The organism is Paenibacillus polymyxa M1, assembly GCF_000237325.1.
Classification (GTDB): Bacteria; Bacillota; Bacilli; order Paenibacillales; family Paenibacillaceae; genus Paenibacillus; species Paenibacillus polymyxa_C.
The window spans coordinates 3,503,903-3,529,653 of the sequence record NC_017542.1 but is presented as its reverse complement, the minus strand read 5'-3'; the positions used below and the strand labels follow the sequence as shown (position 1 = coordinate 3,529,653).

The following is a 25,751-nucleotide window of genomic DNA, read 5'->3' as shown; positions in this document are numbered from 1 at the left end:
CGATTTGGTTATATTTTGGTTAATATTGTTTTCCTGTGAAGGGATGAGTAAGGTAAGTCGTCCAGTACAGAGAGCCGGAGTTAGCTGAAAACCGGTCTGGAGTGAAGCCTGAATATGGTCCTGGAGGAACCTTTTTCGAGCGTATTTGCCATAGTGAAGCTGTGTTCAAGAGGCAATCGTAAGGAGGAGGCGTGATCCAGCGTTAATGGGCGGTCAGATGTGACCGGTGAAGCCTGTATTCTGCGAAGGTACAGGGAATTTGGGTGGTAACGCGTGAGGTGACTCTCGTCCCATAGGGACGGGGGTCTTTTTTGTGCCAATTTGTGTCTAATTCATGAATTGGAGTACCTATCATGGTAGCAAATCTTTTGCAGCCGTGAACAAAACAGGAGGAACATACATGTCTAGTGAGAACACATTTTACATTACAACACCGATCTATTATCCCAGTGACAAGCTACATATAGGTCATGCCTACACGACGGTAGCGGGTGATGCGATGGCTCGCTATAAGAGGCTACGGGGCTATGAGGTTCGTTATTTGACAGGAACGGATGAGCATGGTCAGAAGATTGAGCAAAAGGCAAGTGCAGCTGGGAAAACGCCGCAACGTTTCGTAGATGACATTGTGGCAGGTATCCAAGACCTGTGGCGGAAGCTTGACATTTCCAATGACGATTTTATCCGTACTACGGAGGAACGTCATAAGGCTGTCGTACAGGAAATCTTTGATCGTTTATTAAAACAAGGCGATATTTACAAGGGAGAATATGAAGGTTGGTACAGCATTCCTGACGAGACTTACTACACAGAAACTCAACTCGTTGACGTAGTGAAGGACGCTGAAGGCAATGTCACTGGAGGTAAGAGCCCAGATAGTGGACACCCTGTAGAACTAGTCAAGGAAGAGAGCTACTTTTTCCGCATGAGCAAGTATGCTGATCGGTTGCTGCAATTTTATGAAGAGAACCCGCAGTTTATCCAACCGGAATCCCGGAAAAAAGAAATGATTAACAACTTCATCAAGCCGGGGCTAGAGGATCTGGCTGTTTCCCGTACAACGTTTGATTGGGGAGTTAAGGTTAAGGGGGACCCGAAGCATGTCGTATACGTGTGGATTGACGCACTTTCCAACTACATCACAGCCTTGGGGTATGGCTCTTCTAATACTGAGCTGTACGATAAATTTTGGCCAGCAAATGTGCATATCGTAGGTAAAGAGATTGTACGGTTCCACACGATATATTGGCCAATCATGCTGATGGCACTGGATCTTCCGTTGCCTAAAAAAGTATTTGCACATGGTTGGTTACTCATGAAAGATGGTAAAATGTCGAAATCTAAAGGCAATGTGGTAGACCCGGTAACGTTGATTGACCGTTATGGTCTGGATCAACTTCGGTACTACTTGCTGCGCGAGGTGCCATTTGGAGCGGATGGAACATTCACACCTGAAAGTTTTGTAGATCGTGTAAATTCAGATTTGGCCAATGATCTGGGCAACTTGTTGAATCGTACTGTAGCGATGGTAGACAAATATTTTGACGGTAAAGTTCCCGCTTATGAAGCCAATGTTACCTCATTCGACGCAGCTTTGGTAGATATGGCGACATCGACTTATAGTAAAGTTGAAGAAGCTATGGAAAATATGGAATTTTCCGTGGCTTTAACGGCGATTAGCCAATTTATTAGCCGCAGCAACAAGTATATTGACGAGACTCAACCGTGGAATCTGGCTAAGGATGAGGAAAAACGTAGCGAATTGGCATCTGTTATGGTGCATTTGGTAGAAAGCTTGCGTATTGCTTCCATTTTACTTCAGCCTTTCTTGACACGTGCGCCTCACCAAATTTGGGAACAACTCGGTATTCGTCAAGGAGAGCTGACTACATGGGATAGCGGTAAGCAATTTGGGCGTATTCCAGAAGGAACGCAGTTGGTTAAAGGGAATCCGATCTTCCCTCGTCTGGACTCTGAGCAAGAGGTTGCTTTTATTGTAGAAGCAATGACTGGAGGTAAGAAACCGGAGGAAGCTGCGACACAAGCTCAACCGCTGAATGCATCTAAGGCGAGCCAGGAAGCACCAGAGGCGAAAGAAGAGATTGGCATTGAGGATTTTGCCAAGGTAGAGCTGCGCGTTGCTCAGGTTGTCGCCTGTGAGCCTGTGAAGAAGGCTGATAAACTGTTAAAGCTACAGCTCGATCTTGGCTATGAGCAGCGGCAGGTGGTATCGGGAATTGCGAAATTTTATACACCTGAAGATATGATTGGACGCAAGGTGATCTGTGTCACAAATCTTAAGCCAGTAAAACTTCGGGGTGAGCTGTCGCAGGGTATGATTTTGGCAGCATCACATGGGGATCAGCTTACATTGGCCACTGTACCGGAAGGTATGCCGAATGGTGCAATTGTAAAATAAGAGGCTATGTAAAATAAAAGAACGTAAAAAGCGTATGCTTGGGTGTTATTCTCCCCAGGCATACGCTTTTTGGCTTGCATCATATTTTTCTCTGTCTATACGTATGTTTTAGTAGGCAGGGCTTGTATCTGCTCTGCGTGTTCACTAAGACAGGTGGGAGGAAATAATGATGTCAGATGTCAACGCCGGGTTGGCCATCGTTGCCGGACTGGTTTCTTTTTTTTCACCGTGCTGCTTGCCACTATATCCATCATATTTATCGTATATAACAGGAATGTCGGCACGTGAACTGGCTGAAGGACGGCACAAGGCAGAAATTCGCTATCGTACCATGGGGCACACACTTGCTTTTGTATTAGGCTTTTCGGTTGTTTTCTATTCACTGGGGGCAAGTGTCGGGTTACTTGGAGAATGGTTTGCCAATTATGGGGATACGCTAAGAATCGTAGCAGGGCTGCTTATTATACTCATGGGTCTGGTATCTCTTGGTTTCGTCCGTCCATTGTTTCTAATGAGAGAGCATAAGCTGCGCTGGACATGGAAGCCTGCCGGATACGCCGGTTCCTTTGTAATCGGAATTGGGTTCGCGGCAGGCTGGTCCCCCTGTATCGGTCCTATGCTAACAGCTATTATCGCTTTGGCAGCGGTAGAGCATCACATGTGGTTCAAGTTGATTACTGGCTACGCGCTTGGTTTTGCGATTCCGTTTTTTATATTGGCTTTGCTGGCAGGCTCTGTTAAGTTATCGTCCCGTTATACTTCCATACTTCTCCAAATAGGTGGCATGTTACTTGTGATCACCGGCGTTTTGTTGGTAACGGATCATATGACAGATGTAACGCTTTTTTTACAACGGATTACCCCGGATTGGATGCTAGTTATGTGAAATATTCAATACGACTTAAAGGAAAATGTTCAAAAATGCGTTCAGTAATAAATTCCCGCAGTGCATTTTGCTGTTCATCAGGATAAACATATTTATTCTGTCCCCAGCGGCCCCATTTTTTCTTACGTTTCTCTATGTCCATTTCCAGTTTGGTTTTCGGGTAACGCTTCTCGATAACCGCTTTGGATGTTTTGGTAAAGCGATGCTGAATTAGTTCGAATGTCAGATCCTTTGTAGCATGCTGGGGCAAGGTTTCTCCCAATCTACGCAGCAGCTCTCCGTAACCTGCTTCCCAGCCGTCATACCAAATGATGGGTGCAATGATGAATCCCAGCGGATAACCGGCCCGTGCGATTTTGCCCGCTGCTTCAATACGTTCCTCGAAGCGCGAAGTTGCAGGTTCAAACTGTTTAATAACATAATCGGAATTAATGCTAAAGCGGATGCGAGTATGACCATTATGTTTAATATCCAGCAATGGATCCACATGATGATATTTAGTAACAAAACGAAGTCGGCCAAATTCCTCATCTGCCATGAAACGAATCAAGTCTCCAAGCGATTCGGTGATATGCTCCAAACCAACCGGATCAGAGGTACAAGCTGCTTCAAAACGAGTAATTTCAGGCACTCGCTCCTCGATATAGCCTTTAGCTGCTGATATGATATCGTCAGTGTTGACATAGATGCGAATATAAGGTTTCGCTCCCAAGGTTGTTTGTAAATAACAGTAGTGACAGTGCCCCATGCAGCCGGTCGAAATAGGGATGGCATATTCGGCAGAGGGTTTGGATTGGTCAAAAGTTAATGTTTTACGGATTCCGACAACCAGTGTCTTTTTTGCCATTCGGTACTTTTCAACTTCAGTTTCACCTGGTAAATTGGTAATTCGGTTGTGAGAGGTCGTCATACGATACGGAATATCCTTAGCTTTGACCCAATCCATAATACGCTGGCCTTTGGGATAATTTAGTGCGTCTGGCTCAAAAAACACCAGATCAGGCATGAATGGCTTGGTTCCTCTGGTTTGGACAGGAGTACGCTCAAGCGTAGACATGGCTAACGCTCCTTTCGAAATAAATCCTCTGTGCTCTGGTGTCCAACTCTAAAGTATATCCGCAGAAAGCAACGAGACAGGGGCGACAACATTAGTGTACCCTGCTTAAATTGAACAAATCGTGGCAATAGATGTGAGTGGAGGGACGAGACTTGCCAATGAGCGATGATAACATGTATCATTACATAGTAGGTTTAATGCAGGAAATGAAGGCGGTAAGCGCCCGTTCAATAACAGAAAAGAGGGAAACAAGTGCCAACGCCAAGCATGGAAGATTATTTGGAGCGCATTTACCAACTGATCGATGAGAAGGGATATGCTCGTGTCTCGGATATCGCAGAAGGTTTGGAAGTGCATCCTTCGTCCGTCACCAAGATGATTCAGAAGTTGGATAAGGACGATTATCTTGTATATGAGAAGTATCGGGGACTGATTTTGACACCAAAAGGGAAAAAGGTTGGCAAACGGTTGGTTGACCGCCACCAGCTACTAGAGCAATTTCTGGATATGATTGGGGTTGACAAGGACCTGATATATAAAGATGTGGAAGGTATTGAACACCATTTGAGCTGGGATTCCATCACCCGTATCGAGACATTGGTTGAATATTTCCGCCGGGATGAAGATCGCTTGCGCCAGCTTCATGACATACACAAGGAATTAAGTGGAGATTCCTAAAAGCATCTGTCCTTACGGACGATGCTTTTTTTATTTGTCCTGACCGCAACAAATATCCGGTTAATAGCGTCTATCCATTATATAGCAGGACAACATAGGGGTTAAAATTAACAGGGGTAGCGGAGGATTATAAAGATATGAATCGGAAGAAAATAGGGCTCATGGTTTCGGGTCTACTCTTAGCAGTACAGACTGCCATCGTGCCTGGAGTTCAAGCGGCACCAACTGGTGAGATTGAGATTATATTGGACGGACAGTCCCTGCAAAGTGATGCATCACCGTACATTGTACAGGGAGCGAATGTCACGATGGTTCCTTTGCGAGTGATTAGTGAGGGATTAGGCGCTCAGGTTAACTGGTCGGCATCGTCTGGTACGGTAACGATTACAGCACAGAACAAAAATATATCTATGGATAATGGTGCACAAAGCGCTACTGTGAATGGTAAGTCGGTTCGCTTGGACGCATCTGCGCGTATGTCAAGTGGGAGAGTCATGGTACCGTTGCGTTTTGTTGGGGAAGAGTTGGGCTTAAAGGTAGACTGGCAAGCCTCAGAACGGGTCATTACGTTAAGCAGTGGTAAAGAAGGTGCCTCTACTAGTGGGAACACTTCTGCTGTGGGAAGCAGTAGCTCATCATCAGATACATCAGCATCTGGCAATCAGGAAAGTGTAAGCACGGATCAGGGAGTTAAAGATGATGGACAGGACGTAGCCAACTCATCTTCCACATCTACTAATGAGGACAGCTCAGGTTCCTCCCAGGGAAATGTGGCTCAGGTAAAGGCTACAACCTCTATGCGAGGAGCATGGATTTCCACCATTAATGGAGATTGGCCTTCTTCGGCTGCCCGAAGCAGCTCCGAGAAGCAAAAGCAAGAGTTTACAAAAATGCTCGATGATCTGCAGGGCATGGGAATTAATGCAGTATTCGTTCAGGTTCGTGCCAGCGGTGATGCGCTCTATCGGTCTGATCTTGTGCCATGGAGCAAGTATTTAACAAATACCCAGGGTAAAAATCCAGGCTATGATCCGTTGAAATTTATGATTAGCGAATCACACAAGCGGGGGATGGAATTTCATGCCTGGTTTAATCCGTTCCGTGCGAATTCTACAGGAACAACTAGCGGTTTGGCAGCAAACCATGTAGCTAATCAGCACCCGGATTGGATTGTTAAGAATGGTAGCCAGTTGTACATCAATCCTGGAATTCCTGCTGCACGTCAGCATGTCATTGCTGCGATTATGGAAGTCGTAAACGGATACGATATTGACGGTGTCCATTTGGACGATTATTTTTATCCTTACAGCGGGACTTTTGATGATGATGCGACCTTCAAAGCATATAACGCCAACAAAATCTCTAACAAAGGTGACTGGCGGAGAGATAATGTGAATAGTTTTGTTCGCGATTTGGGCAAAAGCATTCATGCCAGCAAGTCGAAAGTTCAATTCGGGATTAGTCCTTTTGGGGTGTGGCGCAACAAGTCTCAGGATATAACGGGTTCAGACACCAAGGCAGGCGTTACTGCATATGACACGACATTTGCGGATGTAAGAACCTGGATTAACAAAGAATGGATTGATTATGTAGCTCCACAAATTTACTGGAGTATCGGTTTCCCAGCGGCTGGATATGACAAGCTTGTCGCATGGTGGTCCAATGAGGTCAAAAATTCAGATGTTAAGCTGTATATCGGTCATTCACCTTATAAAATCGGCACCCCTGAAAAAGGGTGGCAATCAGCTCAAGAGTTAATTAAGCAGCTTGAACTGAACGAGAATTATAAACAGGTTAAAGGGGATATTTATTTTAGTGCACAGCATTTGCGCAAAAATCCATACGGACTCATTCAACTTCTTCAAAATTATTATAAATTATGATATAAATTGGATCATTTAGGTTCTATATGGACCTCCGTTCTCATAGATAAGCAGTAGAACTGCTTACTCCCAAGAGAACGGAGGTTTTTTGATCTATGCTGATCAATGCTGTGTTCCAGGGTGGAGGGGTTAAGGGAATATCGCTGGCGGGTGCAGTTAAGGCTGCCGAGGATCATGATATTGTATTCAATCGTTTGGCAGGTACATCATCAGGTGCTATTGTAGCTGCTTTATTGGCTGCGGGATATACGGCGGATGAAATGAAAGCCGTAATTGAGAAAACCCCCTTGGTCAAGTTGCTACGACGTTCTCCAGTATTCAACATTAAGTGGGTTGGGCCAGCAGCACGTATCTTTCTTAAAAAAGGGCTCTACTCAGGGGAGGCACTGGAGCATTGGGTACGCGAGCTGTTACGAGCTAAAGGAGTGCGTACGTTCGCGGATCTACCTCCTGGCAAGCTGCGCATTATTGCATCAGACATTACGAATGGACGCATTTTGGTGCTTCCTGAGGACATCAAACGTTTTGGTATAAACCCCTCTTCGCTGGAGGTAGCCAAGGCCATTCGGATGAGCACCAGTATCCCTTATTTTTTTGATCCTGTTATGTTAAGACTTGATTCTGCACTTGCCAAGGGAAAAACCTTTTCCCAGCAATTTGTATTTGTAGTTGACGGGGCCTTGCTCAGTAATTTGCCTTTGTGGCTTTTTGATGAGCCTGTAAATGAACGTGAGGCCAAAACGATTCCAACGGTAGGGTTTCAAATGGTGGGCAAAACAGGGACGGAGACCAAAGTTTCTTATATACGAGGCCCATTGACCATGCTGCAGGCTATTTTTGATACAATGCTATCGGCACATGATGAACGGTATATTGAGCAGGAGAATCGGTATCGGACCATTAAAATTCCAACTTTAGGTATCCGCACAGCACAATTCAGCATTTCACTAGAGCAAAGTGATTTGTTATATGCTTCCGGTGTGCAGGCAGGAGAAGCTTTTTTCCACAAATGGAGTATCACTTCTTACCAGCAGCAGTATAGTAAGTATCAATTGATGAAAGATACCATGTACGCCATGAAATAAGCACCACTTACTGGCAGGTGAAGTAATTTAATGAAAGTAAAAAAGGAGCCTCTTCCCGGTCATATTTCAAAACACGGGTAATGGCTCCTTTGTGCTACATTTTAAAGGTTGATGATTATTAATGATATTTGGGTTGTTCCTCTTCATTTTTACCCTTGGAACCCTCAATAACATGAAAAGGATAAGTTTTGCGTTTGCTTGTAGTTTGCTGCTTACGTGTGTTGGCTGTTTTGGCCATGGTGCGCACAGAGGGCTTAATTTTGGGAGTTCGCTTGCGTTGTCCAGGCTGGTATTTGTACAGCAGAAATATAACTGCAAAAATAAAAACAGGGATTAGTAAACTAATGAGAAAGCCCCAGCTACCTTTCCATAGCATATCTATAATTCCATATGCGCCCAAAGCAAGGGTAAGCCAGAAAATAACGGCATGTCTGTACATCATTCACTCATCCTTTCACAGGATCAAGGACCGGACTGTTGAGGGTCTCCTTTACAGGTACATTTTCCAACTCAGCATCCAATTCAAGCATACGCTTAAATGAGGCAATCGATACCTCGACTTGATCATCGGTCGGTTCTTTGGTGGTAAGCAACTGCAGCCATAGGCCGGGGTAACCTAGATAACGAAGCACTGGAATTTCCCGAAGTGCATTGGTCAGCTTGAGGAATTCAAAAGAAAGACCCAATACGATCGGAAGCAGTAAAAGACGTTGCCCCATGCGCTCCCACAGATTATCGTAGGTAAACAGGGAATAGACAAGTACCCCGATAATCACGGTGAGCATAATAAAGCTGCTGCCGCAGCGGTAATGCAGTCGACTATATTTTTGTACGTTGGCTGGAGTTAGTTCTTCCCCTGCTTCAAATGCAGTAATCACTTTATGCTCCGCGCCGTGATATTGAAACAGTCGCTTGATTAACGGAGTCTGGGAAATACCCCATAAATAAGCCAGCAGCAAAATCAGCTTAATAGCTCCTTCAGCGAGATTATGCAAAATCTGGTTGTGAAACAAACCGTCAAACAGGAAACTCTCCACAACAACTGGAACGAGGGTTAATACAATTTTGCCAAAGAGGAAGGACAATATACCGACCGCAGCCACGCCGATCATCATGCTCAGGCTCCAACGGGATTCCTCTTTTTTCTTTTGTTCAGCGCGTTCTTCCGGATCTACTTCATCATCAGCATACGCATCGGCTGAATAGTTCAAATGCTTGGTGCCCTTGGCACTGGAGTCGATGATGCTGACAATCCCCCGCAATAACGGAATTCTGCGGAATTTGGACACCCAGGATTGCTCCTTACGTGGTACTTCCAAATATGTGATTTCGCCAGATTTGCGGCGAACTGCCGTGACATTGACACGCTTGCCGCCGAACATGACACCTTCAATGACTGCCTGACCGCCGTAGCTCACAGGCTTGGATGCTTGTGACAACCGTCTCACCTCTCTTAATACATGCTTTTTTGTATATTGTATCGAATTTGGAAGGGAATATCTAGTTAGACGAAAATGGGATGTGGTGCCCTGCTAATTTTATCATTTGAAAAGGCTAATTAGTCATAACGGAGAAGATGGAAATCCTTGTAGTGTGTGGGGGAGACTCATACCATAGGTTTAAAAAAGCATTTATGAGAGCGGTCAAACTGCCCCCATAAATGCTTATTATCGTCAGTTATAAATCCAGACGGAATCGTCAACATGAAATTTATTGCGTGATTGCCCCTACAACTCCATCAACCAGTCCCTTTGACGAGACCGGGCCGCCAAACGTCCATGTTGTACTGGCCAACGGATAAGTACGTTTTTCTTTGACGAATTTCAAACCGTTCCAAACAGAATTATTTTTCATAGATGAGCCGAAAACATTATCGTCCGGCTGCACAATATAGATAAAGTTACTGTCCTGAACAGCTGACAGAGCTTCAATGCCTACAGTTGAAAAGCCATATGATTCAACCTTGCTCGGTTTCCAATCGTTGACCAAACCGATCTTCGCCAATGTTCCCACGACGACTGAATTATCTGAAAACATACGCAGGCTGGCTGCATTTTGGGAAGTGAAAGCCTGTGTCAGTATAAAATGAAAATCCGACTTGTCTGCAGCGGCGAGCTTTTGTTTGGCTTCGGCATAATGCTGATCCAGATCGGCAAGCACCTGCTTAGCTTTATCCTCTTTTCCAAGAGCGACTGCGATACTATTAAAAATCTCTACCATCTTATCATAGTCGTAGCCGTTACCATCGTTCAGATTATATTCAATCGTCGGTGCGATAGCCTTGAGTTGCTCATAGATTGCTTCATTCCCATCAAAGTTGGAGATGATGAGATCCGGCTTTAATGCAGCAATCGCCTCCAAATTAGGCTCGTTGCGTGTACCGACATCGACCACGTTACTGTCCAGAGCTGCCTCTGGAGTCACATACACCTTATAGTTGGCATTGTCCGCATTACCAACCGGCTGCACGCCCAATGCAATCAAATCCTCCGTGAATGTCCATTCCAGTACTACGACACGCTGAGCGGGCTTGTCAAGCGTGAGCTCACCACGGTTATGCTTTACTGTCACAGGACCGGTCGCTGCTTCAGTAGGTTTGCTACCCGACGTAGCTGTCTGGCCTTTATTCGCTGCATTGTCAGTTGCTCCACAACCTGCCAGTGTGAGCATAAAAGTCAGTAACAATAAGAATCCGATAAATCCCTTTTTCATAGATTGCGTTCTCCTATATAAACGTATTATAAAATGATAATGATTATCATTTTCATCATTATATTATGAAACAGGATTGAATTTTTGTCAATGAAAAGAATACAAAATCCATTCAATTTCATTGTTAAAATACCCACCACTGGAGCATACTACCTCTCAAAATGGATAGGCACGAATCTGGTGAAAGTACACATGCTTTTCCTTATAACAATGAGTCTTTACCATGAGAAAATTTATGCATTTTGAAAGGAGATCCAACCACATGAGTGAAACTTACTCTATACCGAAAATAGGTCATGACCAGGAACAGTCTCGCGAATCTCAAGATCAACGTAATCATAATGACAACAGTAGCAGAGGCAGACAACAGTCAGGCAAAGTACATACACCGCTCATTCCCTTTGCACTTGAGCTGGGTTTTTTTGCGGGTTTGCTCTGGGGATTGCTGCGCTGGCTATTTTATACGCTGCACTTTACAGTAGTGGCGCCTGGCTTTCTGGCAGAGCCGTTTTTTAAGCATTCGTTCATGAACACCATGGCAGGGCATTTGGTAGGGCTGCTGTTTTTTATTGCATTGTCCGTTGTAGCGTCCTTGGTGTACACTCTGATTTTGCGCAGGTTTAATGGCCCTATACCCGGCATTATATACGGTCTGATCTGGTGGGTTGTTTTATTTGTGTTAACAGGTCCTAAGTTAGGGATGATGAACCCTCCTTATCGGTTAACATGGAATTCCATATATACGGAAGTTTGTGTATTTCTACTGTGGGGACTATTTATCGGATATACCGTTGCTGTCGAGTATACGGATGAAAGAATGCGCGAGCCTGAGAAGGCCGGGGGCAGAACGTAACAAAAACTTCTCAAGCGCCTATCCCCTGTGTTAAAATAGCATTTGGTTATTTGACAGAGGGGAGCGGAATGAAGATGAAGAATGACCGGGTGCTAAAGTTGCGGCAGGCGCTGGGCGAGCATAATCTGCGGGCTATGCTGATTACTAGCCCTGTCAATCGTCGATATTTGACAGGCTTCACAGGTTCAGCGGGTTATGTGCTGATTACAGAATCCCATAGCTATTTGCTGACTGACTTTCGTTATATGACACAAGCGACCGAACAAGCCCAAGGCTTTACGGTAGTGCAGCACGCTGCGCAGGTCATGGAAACAGTAAAAGAATTGCTGTCCTCCCATCAGATTAGCGAAACAGGCTTTGAGCAGGATGATGTAACTGTTGCGACACATAAAGCTTACAGCGAAGATTTGTCACCTATTAAGCTGGTTCCGGTATCGGGCATTGTGGAAAAGCTGCGGGTGTACAAGGATGCGGAAGAGCTGGAAGTGATGCAACGGGCAGCGGATTTGGCAGATGCTACATTTGCACACATTTTACCTTACATCAAACCAGGAGTCAGCGAGCGTGAGCTGGATCTGGAAATGGAATTCTTCATGCGCAAGCAGGGAGCTACTTCTTCTTCATTTGACACGATTGTGGCATCCGGAGTTCGTTCGGCATTGCCTCATGGAGTAGCCAGTGCAAAGTTAGTACAAGCAGGTGAGCTGATTACGTTTGATTTTGGTGCGTTGCTGGATGGCTATTGCTCCGATTTGACCCGTACAGTGGCTACACAAGGGGATTTGGCGCCTCAGTTGCGCGAGATCTATGATATTGTACTTAAGGCGCAGCTTCATGCACTCGAACATATTAAGCCGGGCATGACAGGCCGTGAAGCGGATGCGTTGACCCGGGATATTATTGCGAGCCATGGCTATGGAGACAATTTCGGACACAGTACAGGTCATGGTCTGGGTCTTGAAGTGCATGAATCTACACGTCTGTCGAAGGCAAGTGATGATATTCTGGAGCCGGGCATGGTTGTAACGGTCGAACCAGGTATCTATGTGCCTGGATTGGGCGGTGTACGGATCGAGGATGATATCGTTATTACAGATAGCGGCATCAAAGTATTAACGCATTCGAGCAAAGAATTTACAGTCGTTTAATAACGATAACAGTCCTGTAGGAGGGGTATTTTAGTGATTAACGTTAATGATTTTAAAACAGGTTTGACCGTTGAGGTAGACGGAGATATTTTTACAGTTCTGGATTTTCAACACGTAAAACCAGGTAAAGGCGCAGCATTCGTACGCTCCAAGTTGAAAAACCTGCGTAACGGTAATACGGTTGAACGTACATTCCGTGCGGGTGAAACAATTGGCCGGGCGCAAATCGAAAATCGTGGTGTATCTTATCTGTATGCTAGTGCAGACGATCACACATTCATGGACAACGAAACATATGATCAATTTACATTGTCCAGCGATCAACTGAAATGGGAGCTTAACTTCCTGAAAGAAAACATGAATGTAAACATCATAAGCTACAACGGAGAAATCCTGGGTATCAACCTGCCTACCAGCGTGGAGCTCAAAGTAATTGAAACAGAACCAGGTATTAAAGGGAATACAGCTACAGGTGCAACCAAAAATGCCAAACTGGAAACAGGCTTGAATGTTCAAGTTCCTCTGTTTATTAACCAAGATGACGTATTGTTAATTGATACTCGTGACGGCAAATACATGTCTCGCGCATAGAATTTACAGTTTCTGGTATCCTCTGTCCTTGTTAAGGGCGGGGGATATTTTTATATATAGGAATATTAAAAAACATTGGCTCCACACAGCACTTTCGTATTATACTGTACTAAAGTTATGCCGCAGGATGTCACGTTCAAATCGTTTGGTGCCATCTCAAGGTTACATACTGTGAGTCTGAGGGAGTGAATATCGTTGTCTTTGTATGTCATGAAATTCGGAGGCAGTTCCGTCGGTGACACGGAGCGCATGAAACGCGTGGCAAAACGCGTCGTTGAGAAACAGAGTGAAGGGCATCAATGTGTAGTGGTCGTTTCCGCAATGGGAGACACGACAGACGAATTGATTGACCAGGCTAAATTATTAAATGAGCAGTTGCCTGCGCGTGAGCTGGATATGTTGATGACGACAGGCGAGCAAATTTCAATCGCATTGTTGTCGATGGCTATTCAGCAGCTGGGTCATGAAGCGGTATCGTTTACAGGATGGCAGGCTGGCTTCCGTACTGAATCTGACTTTGGTCGGGCACGGATTACGGATATTCAACCTCAGCGTGTGCTGGATGCACTGAGCAGCAACAAGATTGTTGTTGTAGCTGGTTTCCAGGGGATGTCTGCAGATGGAGATATTACTACGCTGGGACGTGGTGGTTCTGATACGACGGCCGTTGCGCTGGCGGCGGCGATTCAAGCGGATGCCTGTGAAATTTACACGGATGTGGACGGCATATATTCAACAGATCCACGAATTGTGAAGGTGGCACGTAAGCTAAAAGAAATTTCTTATGATGAGATGCTGGAATTAGCCAATTTAGGTGCGGCTGTTTTACATCCCCGTGCGGTAGAGTATGCCAAACATAACCGGGTACCGTTGATTGTGCGGTCCAGTTTTAACCATAATGAAGGAACAGTCGTAAAGGAGGATGCAGTAATGGAGCAAGGCGTTGTAGTCAGTGGAATTGCATATGATAAAAATGTAGCAAGAATCAGTATTTTGGGCGTTGCAGATATCCCTGGTGTACTGGCAAAAGTTTTCGGAACACTGGCAGCAGCCAAAATTGATGTAGACATTATTGTGCAGAGCGGGGTTGAAGCTGGAAAAGCAGATTTCTCCTTTACAGTAGCTCTGACGGATCGTGAAGCTGCACTTAAGACACTGGAAGGTATTCGCGGAGAGCTTCCATACCGTGAAGTAACGTCTGAGGAAAATCTGGTGAAGGTATCCATTGTAGGTGCGGGAATGGTTAGCCACCCGGGTGTTGCAGCGCAAATGTTTGCCGTGCTGGCCGAGCAAGGCGTTAGCATTAAAATGGTAAGCACATCCGAAATCAAGGTATCGTGTGTAATTGAAGCTGGAAAGCTTCATGAGGTTATTCAAGCGTTGCATACAGCTTATAATCTGGATACCGAGGAGCAAGCGTTTGTGGGCGGACCTAAAGACCGTCGTTAATAACATCAAATGATTTAGAGAAACGCTATAACGGGGAATATATTATACGCTCCCTAGTTATAGATGGATAAATCATAGAATACAGCAGTAGGTTAAGAGGTTGTTCCATCAGTGAGAGTCAGACTGTGGAGCAGCCTCTTTTTGCTCTAAATCTAGCGTTTTTATTTAAGGGTATCCCTTAGCCGCCAAGGCTTAGAGGGAGCCTTTTTTTATTATATAAAGCAGGGAAAGGGGCTTGAATGAGCGGGGGAAAGGTCCGCTGAGCGTGGATAGGAGTGAGCAAATGTTCGACTGAATTTTCAATATATTTTCGGCATAAAAAGCGAGAGTCAGCCATAGACTTGTCTTAAAGAAAAAGGACAACTGTGAGGGGGCGGCACTGGTATGGAATGGCTGGAGTTATTTCCGGAACCGTTGCACGGTATACTCGGAAGGCTTCCAGAAACCGTATTTAAGCAACTGGAAGAAATCCGGATCCGGGAAGGAAGGCCGCTGGAAGTTAATGCGAATGGTGATCATCATTTTGTAACGACTGCTGGTCGGCTGACTTTGAATCCTGTTGAAGCCTATAAGCCTAACCGCGAGGATGCCCACCGATTACTGGATTTTATCAGTAATCATTCCCTGTACACCATGGAAGAGGAGCTTCGCAAAGGGTTTATTACGATCCCTGGCGGTCATCGTATTGGCTTGGCAGGGAGAACCGTGCTCAACCGAGGGCGAGTAGAGCATTTGCGAGATATAAGCAGCTTTAATGTACGAATTGCTCGGGCCATTCCTGGCATAGCTGATCGGATATTGCCTTATGTAGCGGATCGAAAATCTGGAATGATACGGCATACGCTCATCTTGTCACCGCCTCAGCATGGCAAGACGACGTTGCTTAGGGACTTGGCTCGGCAACTGAGTTACGGAGGGATGAAAAGCAACGGAGGGCGACGAAATGGACTTAAGGTGGGCATTATAGATGAACGCTCTGAGATTGCTGGCAGTCACAAGGGCATCCCCGGTTTTGATGTCGGACCTCGCACCGATATATTGGACGGATGCCCGAAAGCAGAGGGCATGATGATGATGATTCGCTCGATGTCACCGGATGTCCTGATTGTTGATGAAATCGGGCGGCCAGAAGATGCAGAGGCGGTGCGTGAAGCACTTCACGCAGGCATCGCAGTCATTGCTTCCGCACATGGTCGCGATGTGGCTGAAATGGCGAGCCGATCTGCCTTTGCTGGATTAGCTACAGGACAGGAGCTGTTCCAGCTCTACGTCATGCTGGAGCGGACGAGCCGGGGTGTCTCTTTTCGCCTGGCAGATGCCAAGCAGCGCAGGCTGACACTGCCTGGGGAAGGGCAGAACGGGGGCATCTCCTATGCTTAAGTTGCTGGGAGCTGTCTTGGTTATACTAGCCACCACACTGGCAGGCTGGCAGCGGGCAAGGCAATTTGCCATGAGGCCGCGGCAAATCAGAGAGTTAATTCTCGCACTGCAAAGACTGACCACCGAGGTTTCTTACGGGGTGTCTCCGTTACCAGATGCTTTCGCCAAGACAGGAGAGCCCTTGCGAGAGCCGCTGCGCTCTCTGTTTCAGCAAGCCTCACGCTGGATGCACCCCTCGTTTGGCCTGACCGCCAGAGAAAGCTTGCATAAAGCGATTGAAGTCTCGTGGAGCCGTTCCTCTATGAAGCAGGCCGAGAAGGAAGCGATGCGTCAGCTTGCTTACAGCCTTGGAACCAGCGACCGTGAGGACCAGATCAAGCACATTGCGCTGACCATCCAGCAGTTATCCCATGAAGAAGCGCAGGCGCAGGCAGATCAGGTGAGATACGAGCGTATGAGCAGAAGCCTGGGACTGCTGATCGGAGCATTGATCGTCATTTTGATCTATTAGCGGGGTGCTCGAATGAATTTAGAAGTGAACGCAATTTTCCAGATTGCCGGAATTGGCATTATTATCGCTATGATTCATACCGTACTAAAGCAAATGGGCAAGGAAGACATGGCCCATTGGGTGACGGTCATCGGTTTCGTTGTAGTGCTGTTCATGGTGGTGCGAATGCTGGATAACCTTCTGCAAGAGATCAAATCTATTTTTCTTTTTCAGTAGGTGAACACATGGAAATTATTCAAGTGGTGGGCTTCGCCCTCGTTGCCACAGTCCTCATCTTAGTTATCAAGGAACAGAAGCCGATGTTTGCCTTTTTGATTGCAACAGCTGCGGGAATCGTCATTTTTTTGCTGCTGATTGGCAAGATCGGATCTGTGGTTGCCGTGCTGGAGCGACTGGCCAGGTCTTCAGGCATGGACATGATTTATTTTAAAACCGTATTAAAAATAATCGGTATCGCTTATATTGCTGAATTTGGAGCACAGATCGTACGGGATGCGGGACAAGACGGTATTGCTTCCAAGATAGAGCTTACTGGAAAGGTACTCATCATGGTACTCGCAATCCCGATTATCAGCATTATTATTGATACCATTCTGAAGCTGATGCCCGCCTGAGGGGGTGATGCCATGAAAAGGCTGGGGGGCATGCCGAATCTCAAAGTTATTGTGATTTTGCTGCTATGTCTCTGGTGCGCCTCGGCTGCGGTCCTCTTCGCAGATACACCTACAAACGAATGGATCAGACAACAGGCGGAGCAAATGCCCAAAGATGATGTTGAACATTATTGGGACGGACTCATGAAGCAATACGGCGGATTTTTCCCTGACCAGAAAACGCCTTCTTTCATGGACATGCTGCTTCCGGGTGGTGAAGGATTCACCATAAAAGGTGTGTTGATGGCTATAGCTGATTTTTTCATCCATGAAATCCGGGTGAATGCCAAGCTGCTCGTCACCATCGTCATGCTCAGCATTATGAGTATGGTGCTGGAAACGCTGCAAAGCGCTTTTGAAAGCAAGCAGGTCAGCAAAGTTGCCTACGCTATCGTGTACATGGTCATTATCATTTTGGCGATTAATAGCTTTAGTGTAGCGATTGGTTATGCCAAAGAAGCAATTGACAGCATGATTCATTTCATGATGGCGATGTTGCCCTTGCTGTTTACCATGTTGGCCTCGATGGGTAACGTTGTCACAGTTTCGGTGACCCACCCGCTGATTGTATTTATGATCAACACGGTCGGAACAGTCATTCATACGCTTGTTTTCCCGCTGCTTTTCTTCTCGGCTGTGCTGTACTTGGTCAACTCGCTCACGGGCAAATACAAGCTGACCCAGTTAGCTGACCTACTGCGGAACGCTGGTGTTGCCGTGCTGGGAGTGCTTCTGACTATTTTTCTAGGAGTCATTTCGGTACAGGGATTAACCTCTTCGGTTACTGACGGATTAACAATCCGTACAGCTAAATATATTACAGGTAGCTTTGTTCCAGTGGTAGGCAAGGCGCTGGCAGATGCAACTGATACGGTCATTTCGGCATCACTGCTCGTTAAAAATGCCATCGGTCTTGTGGGAGTCATCATTATTTTGTTCCTATGCGCTTTTCCTGCTCTCAAGATTCTGACACTAGCTCTCATTTATAAAGTGACCGCAGCAATCATGCAGCCTTTGGGAGATACGCCTATTGTGGAATGTTTGGATGCCATCGGCAAGAGTATGATTTATGTTTTTGCGGCACTGGCGGCAGTGGGATTAATGTCCTTCCTTGCGATTACCGTCATGCTCGCAGCAGGCAATATGACGGTCATGATGAGGTGAATACATGCACATAATCCAACGAGAGGGAGGCGAGTGACGTGACCTGGCTGGGAGGCTGGCTCAAGGAACTAGTGCTAATCGTGCTGCTGGCTTCTTTTGTCGATATGATCTTACCGAGCCGATCTATGGAAAGGTATGTCAAACTCGTACTCAGCCTGCTTGTTTTGCTGACATTGCTGTCTCCGATTGTGCGCTTGCTGAGCAGCAGTCCCTCAGAGGTTCTGGGGCGAGCATTGGATCTGCAACGCCAGGCAGAGACAGGTAACAGGGAACCGACATTGGAGGAGATCTTAGCCAAAGGCAACAAGCTAAAGCAACAGCAGGAACAAAGCTCCATGCAATGGGCAGGCAAAGAGGTAGCTAAGGAAATGAAAGGGCAATTGGAGCAGTACACTGGGTTAGCAATTCAGTCGGTCCAGGTGACCCTTGCGCAGATTCAGCAGAAAGAATCGGGGCTAGAGGCAGGAACGGGTGTTCAGTCAGTAGTGGTCAAATTGGCGGAGCAGAAGGCAGAAAAAGAAAAAAACACAAACGTCCCGCCGGATACAGATATCAAGCCGGTTATCGTGGAGCCTGTAGCTGAAAAGACAGTGAATATTCGTGTAGAGCCGACACAGTCAAAAACCTCTAATCATAATGAAGGAACGCGAGAAGATGATCGTAGTCCTGACGAAACCACAGAGGATGGCAAACCTGCGGATCAGAAAGCTTTTGGCTTAATCACAGGCATTCTACGTGAAAAATGGGGGATCGACAGCACACATGTTCAGGTGATTAATTCGCAGGATGGAACACATGAATGGTAACAGGAGGTGAACCGAAATGGGTAAATGGAGGAAAAAGCTGGAGCAATGGATGGGTGGAGGGGGAGACGGAGCGAAAAAGTTCAATTCATTTCGTTGGCTACTTATTCTTGGCCTTATCGGTGTAGCGATCATGCTCTTTAATTCATTCGTTAATGTGAAAAAAGTCGACCCGGAAAACGTAGGGAGAGAACCGCCTGGCGTAATGAAAAATGAGCCTGCGTTAGAAACAACGGTAGGTGAGGACAGTTCCTTTGCAGGAATCGAGAAGGCTTTTGAGGACAATATGAAACAGATGCTGGAGCAGATTGTTGGCGTAGGAACCGTCGATGTCATGGTTACGGTAGACTCTACCGAAGAAGTGATCGTTCAACGGAATGTGAAGGACATGCAGGAAGAAAATAACGAGACGGACGCCAATGGTGGACAAAGGCATACTACTCAATATACACGCGATGGTGAGATTGTCACCTATGAATCATCGGGCGGTCAGCACACTCCGATTGTTACCAAAAAAGTAAAACCACAGGTAAGGGGAGTGCTTGTGGTGGCTATGGGGGCAGAAAACCCTACCGTGAAGCAACTCATTGTAGATGCTGTGCAGAAGGGACTGAACGTACCTTCATACAAAATATCAGTCGTTCCGCGTAAGCAGGGATAATATGGAATTGAAGAACAAAGAAGTTAATATTGCAAACCACTTATGAATATGGAGGACAGAACATGAATAATAAAAGACAAACCGTTTGGCTGGTGTCCATGCTGAGTTTAATGGTGGTACTGTCTGCATATTATTTGTTTACGGAGGACTCAAGTCCGGCGAATCCGCCAGTAGCGGACAGCGAGCAGGTGAGCAAGGTTAAACAGGATGCTGCACAGGAAGCAACGACAAAGGCAGAAGAACAAATGAACGAGCTGAAAGTAAATGAAGTGGTAACCAATGGAGAAGTAACTAACGGAACGGCAGAGACTTCCACAAAGGACACAGCTTCTACAACTGATCCAGCAACAGAACCATCAAAAGGTGATAAAGACACAGCCGCGGCCCCTGCTACTGAATCGACTGCATCCGATCAAAACACAACTACAGCTAAGACAGACACGACAGCTAAAAGTGATGACAAAGCAGCTTCTAGCGCCAAAACCGACAAGCAGGTACTTGATCAAGTAGCAAACGAACAAGCAGCCCAACCAACAGCGGCAGCTGTGATTGACAACTATTTGCTGGAGCGGGATGTGGAAAATCAAAAGAAAAATGACGAGCTGACTACGGCAATGAATGATAGTACACCTCAGAAAGCTGCAGAGGCGCAAAAGGAATTACATGTACTTGAAGATAAACAGGCCAAAATTACCGGTATCGAAGAAGAGCTACAGCAGCAATTCGCCAATGCAGTCGTCCGCGAGGAAGATGCTGATAAATACAAAGTAGTGGTTCTGAGTGAAAAATTGGATGCTAAGCAAGCGGTAACGATTGTCGATAAAGTCATGAAGGAATTAAACGTTACGCAGGACAAGATCAGTGTCCAGTATGTTACACAATAAGACAAAAAACGCGAAAAAGCCCGGATTTCTGCACAATCCCGGGCTCTTTCTATTTTTAATGATTGTGATATAATACATAAAGCTGTTTCAAAAATGTTATCAGCAACCGGCAAAATGCTGAAGGAGTGATTAATAGAGATGTTTAAATTAAGCGAGATTAAGGAATTGATCAAGCTGGTGGATGAAACGTCTGTGCATGAGCTTGAAATTGAAAATGAAGGAACTCGCCTCATGATCCGTAAACCGGGCAAAAGCGAGATCGTTACGGTACAGGCTCCTGTAACAGCACCTGCTTATACAGTGGCGCCACAAGCTGCAATTCCGAATCCACAAGCACAGTCCGATGTTGGACATGCAACTGCTGGGGAACCGAAGGAATATGCAAGCAATCTACATAAAATCGTATCTCCGATGGTGGGCACTTTCTATAGTTCTTCATCCCCGGATACGGCACCGTATGTGAGTATCGGCAGTAAAGTAGGCGATAAAACAACGGTATGTATTATTGAAGCGATGAAGTTGATGAACGAGTTGGAAGCTGAAGTGAAGGGCGAAATTGTTGAAATTTTGGCCGAAAACGGACAGTTGGTTGAGTATGGCCAGCCATTGTTCCTTGTGAAACCGGAGTAAGAAGCTTGTTTGTCCCCTTTTTTGAGGGTTCGGCAAGACTGCTCCCAGGGAGGATAAAGTCATGACATTTCAAAAAGTATTAATCGCGAACCGTGGAGAAATTGCAGTTCGTATCATTCGCGCTTGCCGCGAAATGAATATTTCGACAGTTGCCGTTTATTCGGAAGCTGACAAGGATTCGTTACATGTGCGTCTCGCAGATGAGGCTTACTGTATCGGACCGACGTTGTCTAAGGACAGCTACCTTAATTTTACGAACCTGATGAGTGTTGCTACATTAACTGAATGTGATGCCATTCATCCAGGTTACGGGTTTTTGGCGGAAAATGCAGACTTCGCTGAAATTTGCGAATCGTGCAATATTACGTTTATCGGACCTTCTCCTGAAGCAATTAACAAAATGGGAGACAAGGCTGTAGCCAAGCAGACCATGAAGGATGCCGGGGTTCCGGTTATTCCAGGTTCAGACGGACTGGTTGAGGATGTGCAGGATGCAATCAGCATCGCACGTGATATCGGATATCCGGTCATTATCAAGGCCACAGCAGGTGGTGGTGGTAAAGGTATTCGTATCGCCGAAGATGAGGATAACCTTATTCAACAAATCACTACTGCTCAGCAGGAAGCGCAAAAGGCCTTTGGCAATGCGGGTGTGTATCTGGAAAAATATTTGACCGGTATGAAACACGTGGAAATACAGATCATAGCGGACAAGCATGGTAATGTTGCCTATTTGGGCGAACGGGACTGCTCTGTACAGCGTCGTCGTCAGAAGTTGTTGGAGGAAGCACCATGTCCAGTACTTTCGCAGGACGTGCGTGAAGAAATGGGACAGGCAGCTGTTCGTGCAGCTTTGGCCGTTCAATACTCTGGTGCAGGTACGCTTGAATTTTTGCTTGGCCCGGACAATAAATTCTATTTCATGGAAATGAACACTCGTATTCAGGTAGAACATCCAGTAACAGAAATGATTACCGGTGTAGACCTGATTAAAGAAATGATTTCGGTCGCTGAAGGGCATCCGCTTTCCTTTACTCAGGAAGAAGTCACGATTAATGGCTGGGCAATAGAATGCCGCATTAATGCTGAGGACCCGGATCGTAATTTTATGCCTGCACCGGGTAAAATCGGATTTTATCTGCCTCCAGGCGGTCCTGGAGTACGGGTAGACAGCGCTGCTTATCCAGGTTATAGCATTCCTCCTTATTATGACTCTATGATTGCCAAGCTGATTGTATGGGCGCCTACACGGCAGGAGGCGATTGCCAAAATGAAGCGGGCTTTAGCTGAGTTTGCTATTGAGGGCATACCCACAACGATTTCTTTTCACCAGCGCTTGCTAGAGCATCCGACCTTTATTGAAGGCGATTTTGATATTAAATTTTTGGAGGAAAACGAAGTTTAATCGGTATATTTCCTCAGTTTGTCATAATGAACGCCAAATGATATAGTATGGATAATAAGTGAGCATGTCTGCTTTGATATCCAAAGCTGGAATGAAACTTATTTTGACCGAAAGGTGTTGAAGGTATGAGCACAGTGCCAACCGAATTCGAACGTACAGAAATTGGGGAAATTCAAATTGCCCCGGAAGTTATTGAAGTCATTGCCGGACTGGCTACCGTTGAAGTACCAGGTGTAGCGGGAATGAGTGGCGGATTTGCTGGCGGATTTGCCGAACTGCTAGGCCGCAAAAATTTATCTAAAGGTGTAAAAGTGGAAGTCGGACAGCGTGAAGCTGCTGTAGACGTCTCCGTCATTATTGAGTATGGTAACCGTCTGCCTGAGGTGGCTGCTGCTATTCAGCATAATGTTAAGCGTTCCATTGAAAACATGACAGGTCTTAACGTGGTAGAAGTGAACGTGCAAATTCATGATGTTCAATTCAAAAATGCTGAAAAAGTAGAAGAGCCGGAAGTGCTGGGCGCCGGACGGGTTAAATAGAGCGATACTTTGTACAAACCCCCGACCCTTATGGGTCGAGGGTTTACTCTAATTTAAGGAGGCTGTGCGTTTCGTGGCTAAAGTTATGGACAGACTTCTGCTGTTTTTGTACAGCTTAAGTATCGGAATTATTTCCATTCTCGCCATCCTCCTCCTGAGCGGGGCCATTCCGTATGTTTTAAGCATTGAGGATGAGCGAGTGGTGTGGTTTACCAGCTTGATTATTGCAGGAGTTCTGTTGTTATTGAGTCTTCGGGTTTTTTATATCTCTATTCGACGGAACCAAACCGTACAGCATTCTATTGATCAGCGAACCGAATATGGTGACATTCAGATTTCGGTGGATACCATCGAAAACCTGTGCCTCAAAGCGGCTTCCCGATTTCGCGGGATGCAGGATCTGAAAGCACGCGTTCGTGTGTTGGAATCGGGACTTGATATTACGATTCGGGCGATTGTTGACGGGGAAAGCTCCATTCCGGTGTTAACCTCCGAGGTACAAAAGGGGGTACACGACCATGTGGAAGAAATTACAGGAATTCCAGTATCCAATGTGTCGGTGTACATCGCTAATGTTTCTCAGTCACCAAGCTTTAAGAGTCGTGTGGAATAGAGGTGATTTTCCCTGATGCCCTGGAAAGAAATATGGGGAAGTTACAAGGGCCGGATCATGGGGATCACGGCCGGTATTTTTTTCGGTTTTATTTATTTGTGGGCAGGCTTTTGGAATATGTTGTTCTTTGCATTGATGGTGTTCATCGGATATACGCTAGGAAGACGTAGCGATTCAGCGCTTGGTTCATTCCTCCCTTGGAAAGAATGGAGCGAATGGTTGTCGCAACGTTGGCGTCCTTTTAAATGAACCCTGTGATACGTGTTCTCCAAAATACAGCTGTAGCTTATTTGCGCCCAACGGTTTTGGAGGATGCGTTCACAGGTTTTTTTGTGGAAATTGGTTAGAATGAAAAATAGATATAGGCAAGCGTAGGAGGCAGGGCATGAAAAGACGTCTGGCGAGGGAATTAGCGGTACAGAGTATGTACCATATGGAAATGAATGAAGTGGATGCGGCGGCAGCTGTAGACATGCTGCTTCAGGAAGCGGCTGAGGAAAACGAAGCCGAAGTTGTGATTAAAAACGCGGAAATGTTAAGAGCATATGTTTTGGAGCATGTGCGTGGCACATGGGAGCACAAGGAAGCTATTGACGGGCTGTTGGCGGATTACCTGAAAGGCTGGCAGATCAGCCGACTTTCACGTGTGGATCGTCAAATTTTGAGGCTTGCGGTATATGAAATGATTTTCCGCGAGGATGTTCCAGCCAAGGTCGCAGTCAATGAAGCCATTGAATTGTCGAAGCACTTTGGTACCGAGGAATCGGGTAAATTTGTTAATGGTGTGCTGGGACGAGTTATACAAGAGCTGGAGCAATTGAAAGCACGTTTTTAATTAGAGACTACTGAATCAGGTTGGGGAGTGGTTAAACATGTCAGCACCGATCATTGATGGTAAACAAATCTCTCAGGATATCCGGGCAAGCATTCAGCAAGAGGTCATTCGTTTGAAAGAACACAGCTTTCAACCCGGACTGGCTGTTGTACTGGTAGGCGAAGATCCTGCTTCTCAGGTGTATGTTAAAAATAAGGAAAAGGCGTGTCATGATCTCGGCTATTACTCTGAGGTTCATCGACTGGCGGCAGATACTTCGCAAGAAGCATTACTGAAACTGGTGGATAAGCTGAATCATCAAAGTAATATCCATGGGATATTGGTGCAACTGCCATTGCCAAAGCATATTCAGGAAAAAGCTGTCATTGACGCGATTGCAGTGGAGAAAGATGTTGACGGATTTCATCCGGTAAACGTAGGAAACCTGGTCATCGGCGATGATAGCCTACTGCCTTGTACTCCCGCTGGAGTCATTGAGTTAATCAAGCGTGCTGGAGTAGAGATAGCTGGTAAACATGCAGTTGTTATTGGTCGCAGTAATATCGTGGGCAAGCCAGTCTCTTTATTGCTGCAGCGTGAAAATGCTACGGTTACGATGTGTCACTCTCGTACAGCGAATATGGCCGAGCTCAGCAGACAAGCGGATATTTTGGTCGTTGCCATCGGTAAAGCCAATTTTATTGATGCTTCGTTCGTAAAACCAGGTGCAGTAGTTATCGATGTGGGAATGAATCGTCTGGAGAACGGAAAGCTGGCGGGTGACGTTGATTTTGAGAGCGTAAAGCAAGTGTCCGGTCCGATTACGCCTGTTCCCGGCGGAGTAGGCCCAATGACGATTACAATGCTGATGCAAAATACGCTCGTAGCGGCCAAGCGGTCGTACGGTTTGGCATAAAGGCAGCTACCTGTGGC

28 protein-coding genes and 1 other annotated feature are annotated in these 25,751 nt (G+C 46.0%); of the genes, 24 read left to right on the top strand and 4 right to left on the bottom strand.

Annotated elements, in window-relative coordinates:
• Nucleotides 1-26 precede the first annotated feature (26 nt).
• Nucleotides 27-296, top strand: a binding site (T-box leader).
• Nucleotides 297-400: 104 nt separating this feature from the next.
• Together metG and PPM_RS15925 are read left to right on the top strand one after the other, a co-directional pair.
• Nucleotides 401-2,419: a methionine--tRNA ligase gene (gene metG, locus PPM_RS15930; protein ID WP_013371799.1), complete on the top strand. Its 2,019-nt coding sequence runs from the start codon at nt 401-403 to the stop codon at nt 2,417-2,419.
• Nucleotides 2,420-2,588: 169 nt separating this feature from the next.
• On the top strand, nt 2,589-3,305 hold the full coding sequence (locus tag PPM_RS15925; RefSeq protein WP_040103438.1) for a cytochrome c biogenesis CcdA family protein: 717 nt from the start codon (nt 2,589-2,591) through the stop codon (nt 3,303-3,305).
• On the opposite strand, the gene splB is transcribed toward PPM_RS15925, so the two are convergent.
• Entirely contained in the window at nt 3,298-4,362 is a 1,065-nt protein-coding gene (gene splB / locus PPM_RS15920) for a spore photoproduct lyase (protein WP_013371797.1), read from the bottom strand. The two genes, PPM_RS15925 and splB, sit on opposite strands and share 8 nt — an antisense overlap.
• Before the next feature lie 252 nt (nt 4,363-4,614).
• Here splB and mntR point away from each other — a divergent pair, with 252 nt between their 5' ends.
• The 3 genes from mntR to PPM_RS15905 all read left to right on the top strand — a co-directional run bounded on the left by mntR (nt 4,615) and on the right by PPM_RS15905 (nt 8,008).
• Nucleotides 4,615-5,040 carry a transcriptional regulator MntR gene (gene mntR / locus PPM_RS15915; RefSeq protein ID WP_007430946.1) on the top strand — a complete coding sequence of 142 codons (426 nt, stop codon included), beginning with the start codon at nt 4,615-4,617 and terminating at the stop codon, nt 5,038-5,040.
• Nucleotides 5,041-5,177: 137 nt separating this feature from the next.
• Nucleotides 5,178-6,923 carry a family 10 glycosylhydrolase gene (locus tag PPM_RS15910; RefSeq protein ID WP_013371796.1) on the top strand — a complete coding sequence of 582 codons (1,746 nt, stop codon included), beginning with the start codon at nt 5,178-5,180 and terminating at the stop codon, nt 6,921-6,923.
• A 95-nt stretch (nt 6,924-7,018) separates the two neighbouring features.
• The gene (locus tag PPM_RS15905) at nt 7,019-8,008 is read left to right on the top strand and encodes a patatin-like phospholipase family protein (RefSeq protein ID WP_013371795.1); all 990 of its coding nucleotides are present in this window, start codon (nt 7,019-7,021) and stop codon (nt 8,006-8,008) included.
• Nucleotides 8,009-8,126: 118 nt separating this feature from the next.
• Here the strand turns inward: PPM_RS15905 and PPM_RS15900 are convergent, their stop codons facing one another.
• The 3 genes from PPM_RS15900 to PPM_RS15890 form a co-directional block, all read right to left on the bottom strand.
• On the bottom strand, nt 8,127-8,447 hold the full coding sequence (locus PPM_RS15900; RefSeq protein ID WP_173364601.1) for a hypothetical protein: 321 nt from the start codon (nt 8,445-8,447) through the stop codon (nt 8,127-8,129).
• Between the two features lie 7 nt (nt 8,448-8,454).
• Nucleotides 8,455-9,447, bottom strand: coding sequence for a DUF1385 domain-containing protein (locus tag PPM_RS15895; protein WP_013371793.1), 993 nt, complete (start codon nt 9,445-9,447; stop codon nt 8,455-8,457).
• Nucleotides 9,448-9,718: 271 nt separating this feature from the next.
• Entirely contained in the window at nt 9,719-10,720 is a 1,002-nt protein-coding gene (locus tag PPM_RS15890) for an ABC transporter substrate-binding protein (RefSeq protein WP_013371792.1), read from the bottom strand.
• A gap of 262 nt (nt 10,721-10,982) precedes the next feature.
• Between PPM_RS15890 and PPM_RS15885 the strand changes: the two genes are divergently transcribed.
• The 19 genes from PPM_RS15885 (at nt 10,983) to folD (ending at nt 25,734) form a co-directional block, all read left to right on the top strand.
• Nucleotides 10,983-11,573, top strand: a complete 591-nt coding sequence (locus PPM_RS15885) for a YqhR family membrane protein (RefSeq protein WP_013371791.1) — start codon at nt 10,983-10,985, stop codon at nt 11,571-11,573.
• 74 nt (nt 11,574-11,647) lie between these two features.
• Nucleotides 11,648-12,721 carry a M24 family metallopeptidase gene (locus PPM_RS15880; RefSeq protein WP_040103444.1) on the top strand — a complete coding sequence of 358 codons (1,074 nt, stop codon included), beginning with the start codon at nt 11,648-11,650 and terminating at the stop codon, nt 12,719-12,721.
• 33 nt (nt 12,722-12,754) lie between these two features.
• Entirely contained in the window at nt 12,755-13,312 is a 558-nt protein-coding gene (efp, locus tag PPM_RS15875) for an elongation factor P (protein WP_013371789.1), read from the top strand.
• Between the two features lie 195 nt (nt 13,313-13,507).
• Nucleotides 13,508-14,761, top strand: a complete 1,254-nt coding sequence (locus PPM_RS15870) for an aspartate kinase (protein ID WP_013371788.1) — start codon at nt 13,508-13,510, stop codon at nt 14,759-14,761.
• A gap of 384 nt (nt 14,762-15,145) precedes the next feature.
• Nucleotides 15,146-16,141: a stage III sporulation protein AA gene (spoIIIAA, locus tag PPM_RS15865; protein WP_013371787.1), complete on the top strand. Its 996-nt coding sequence runs from the start codon at nt 15,146-15,148 to the stop codon at nt 16,139-16,141.
• Nucleotides 16,134-16,652, top strand: coding sequence for a stage III sporulation protein SpoIIIAB (gene spoIIIAB, locus PPM_RS15860; protein WP_013371786.1), 519 nt, complete (start codon nt 16,134-16,136; stop codon nt 16,650-16,652). Before spoIIIAA ends, spoIIIAB begins: the two co-directional genes overlap by 8 nt.
• 12 nt (nt 16,653-16,664) lie before the next feature.
• Nucleotides 16,665-16,868 (top strand): stage III sporulation protein AC, encoded by a 204-nt coding sequence (spoIIIAC, locus tag PPM_RS15855; RefSeq protein ID WP_010345636.1) that lies wholly within the window; start codon nt 16,665-16,667, stop codon nt 16,866-16,868.
• Between the two features lie 8 nt (nt 16,869-16,876).
• Complete coding sequence (gene spoIIIAD, locus PPM_RS15850) at nt 16,877-17,266, top strand: stage III sporulation protein AD (RefSeq protein WP_013371785.1); 390 nt, start codon at nt 16,877-16,879, stop codon at nt 17,264-17,266.
• 12 nt (nt 17,267-17,278) lie between these two features.
• Nucleotides 17,279-18,469 carry a stage III sporulation protein AE gene (gene spoIIIAE / locus PPM_RS15845; protein WP_013371784.1) on the top strand — a complete coding sequence of 397 codons (1,191 nt, stop codon included), beginning with the start codon at nt 17,279-17,281 and terminating at the stop codon, nt 18,467-18,469.
• Between the two features lie 38 nt (nt 18,470-18,507).
• A complete protein-coding gene (locus tag PPM_RS15840) occupies nt 18,508-19,275 on the top strand; it encodes a stage III sporulation protein AF (RefSeq protein ID WP_013371783.1) in 768 nt (255 codons plus the stop codon).
• 16 nt (nt 19,276-19,291) lie between these two features.
• The gene (gene spoIIIAG / locus PPM_RS15835) at nt 19,292-19,933 is read left to right on the top strand and encodes a stage III sporulation protein AG (protein ID WP_013371782.1); all 642 of its coding nucleotides are present in this window, start codon (nt 19,292-19,294) and stop codon (nt 19,931-19,933) included.
• 62 nt (nt 19,934-19,995) lie between these two features.
• Nucleotides 19,996-20,817 (top strand): SpoIIIAH-like family protein, encoded by an 822-nt coding sequence (locus PPM_RS15830; protein WP_013371781.1) that lies wholly within the window; start codon nt 19,996-19,998, stop codon nt 20,815-20,817.
• 138 nt (nt 20,818-20,955) lie between these two features.
• Nucleotides 20,956-21,447 (top strand): acetyl-CoA carboxylase biotin carboxyl carrier protein, encoded by a 492-nt coding sequence (gene accB / locus PPM_RS15825; protein ID WP_013371780.1) that lies wholly within the window; start codon nt 20,956-20,958, stop codon nt 21,445-21,447.
• A 61-nt stretch (nt 21,448-21,508) separates the two neighbouring features.
• Nucleotides 21,509-22,852 carry an acetyl-CoA carboxylase biotin carboxylase subunit gene (gene accC, locus PPM_RS15820; RefSeq protein WP_013371779.1) on the top strand — a complete coding sequence of 448 codons (1,344 nt, stop codon included), beginning with the start codon at nt 21,509-21,511 and terminating at the stop codon, nt 22,850-22,852.
• Nucleotides 22,853-22,977: 125 nt separating this feature from the next.
• Nucleotides 22,978-23,391 (top strand): Asp23/Gls24 family envelope stress response protein, encoded by a 414-nt coding sequence (locus PPM_RS15815; RefSeq protein WP_013310820.1) that lies wholly within the window; start codon nt 22,978-22,980, stop codon nt 23,389-23,391.
• Nucleotides 23,392-23,464: 73 nt separating this feature from the next.
• Nucleotides 23,465-24,004, top strand: a complete 540-nt coding sequence (amaP, locus tag PPM_RS15810) for an alkaline shock response membrane anchor protein AmaP (protein ID WP_013371778.1) — start codon at nt 23,465-23,467, stop codon at nt 24,002-24,004.
• Nucleotides 24,005-24,019: 15 nt separating this feature from the next.
• Complete coding sequence (locus PPM_RS15805; RefSeq protein WP_013371777.1) at nt 24,020-24,253, top strand: DUF2273 domain-containing protein; 234 nt, start codon at nt 24,020-24,022, stop codon at nt 24,251-24,253.
• 136 nt (nt 24,254-24,389) lie between these two features.
• Nucleotides 24,390-24,839 carry a transcription antitermination factor NusB gene (nusB, locus tag PPM_RS15800; RefSeq protein WP_014599994.1) on the top strand — a complete coding sequence of 150 codons (450 nt, stop codon included), beginning with the start codon at nt 24,390-24,392 and terminating at the stop codon, nt 24,837-24,839.
• Nucleotides 24,840-24,876: 37 nt separating this feature from the next.
• Nucleotides 24,877-25,734, top strand: coding sequence for a bifunctional methylenetetrahydrofolate dehydrogenase/methenyltetrahydrofolate cyclohydrolase FolD (folD, locus tag PPM_RS15795; protein ID WP_013371775.1), 858 nt, complete (start codon nt 24,877-24,879; stop codon nt 25,732-25,734).
• Nucleotides 25,735-25,751: the final 17 nt, after the last annotated feature.